1 protein-coding gene is annotated in these 321 nt (G+C 37.4%); it reads right to left on the bottom strand.

What is annotated here, in order from left to right; all coding sequences use genetic code 11:
- The coding region (locus CXF95_RS30980) for a hypothetical protein (RefSeq protein ID WP_232788058.1) at window positions 1-321 on the bottom strand (321 nt) is incomplete at both ends.

The following is a 321-nucleotide window of genomic DNA, read 5'->3' as shown; positions in this document are numbered from 1 at the left end:
AGGTGCTAAATTCCGTATATAAACAGACTCATCCAAATTGAAGTCCCCCATAGAAAAAAGGTGGATATAATCGCTAAGCATACAAACGATACTTTCTTGCCATACTTCGAAATAACCACTTCCCTTACTGATGAAAAAAACCACCCGACTATAAAGAGAGGTAAAATGAAAAGAGAAAGAGTGCCTAGAATGATAAAGCCAGAACCATCTGTACCAATTATTTCTGTTGTGTAAGGTCCGTTCATAATTAGCCAGTAAATTATGCAGTAACCACTCGTCCAAAGATATAATATTGGTAATGCTCTCACCATAACCAGCACC

This window comes from Paraglaciecola sp. MB-3u-78, from assembly GCF_002835935.1.
Taxonomy (GTDB): Bacteria; Pseudomonadota; Gammaproteobacteria; order Enterobacterales; family Alteromonadaceae; genus Paraglaciecola.
This window is presented reverse-complemented; position numbering and strand designations above follow the sequence as displayed.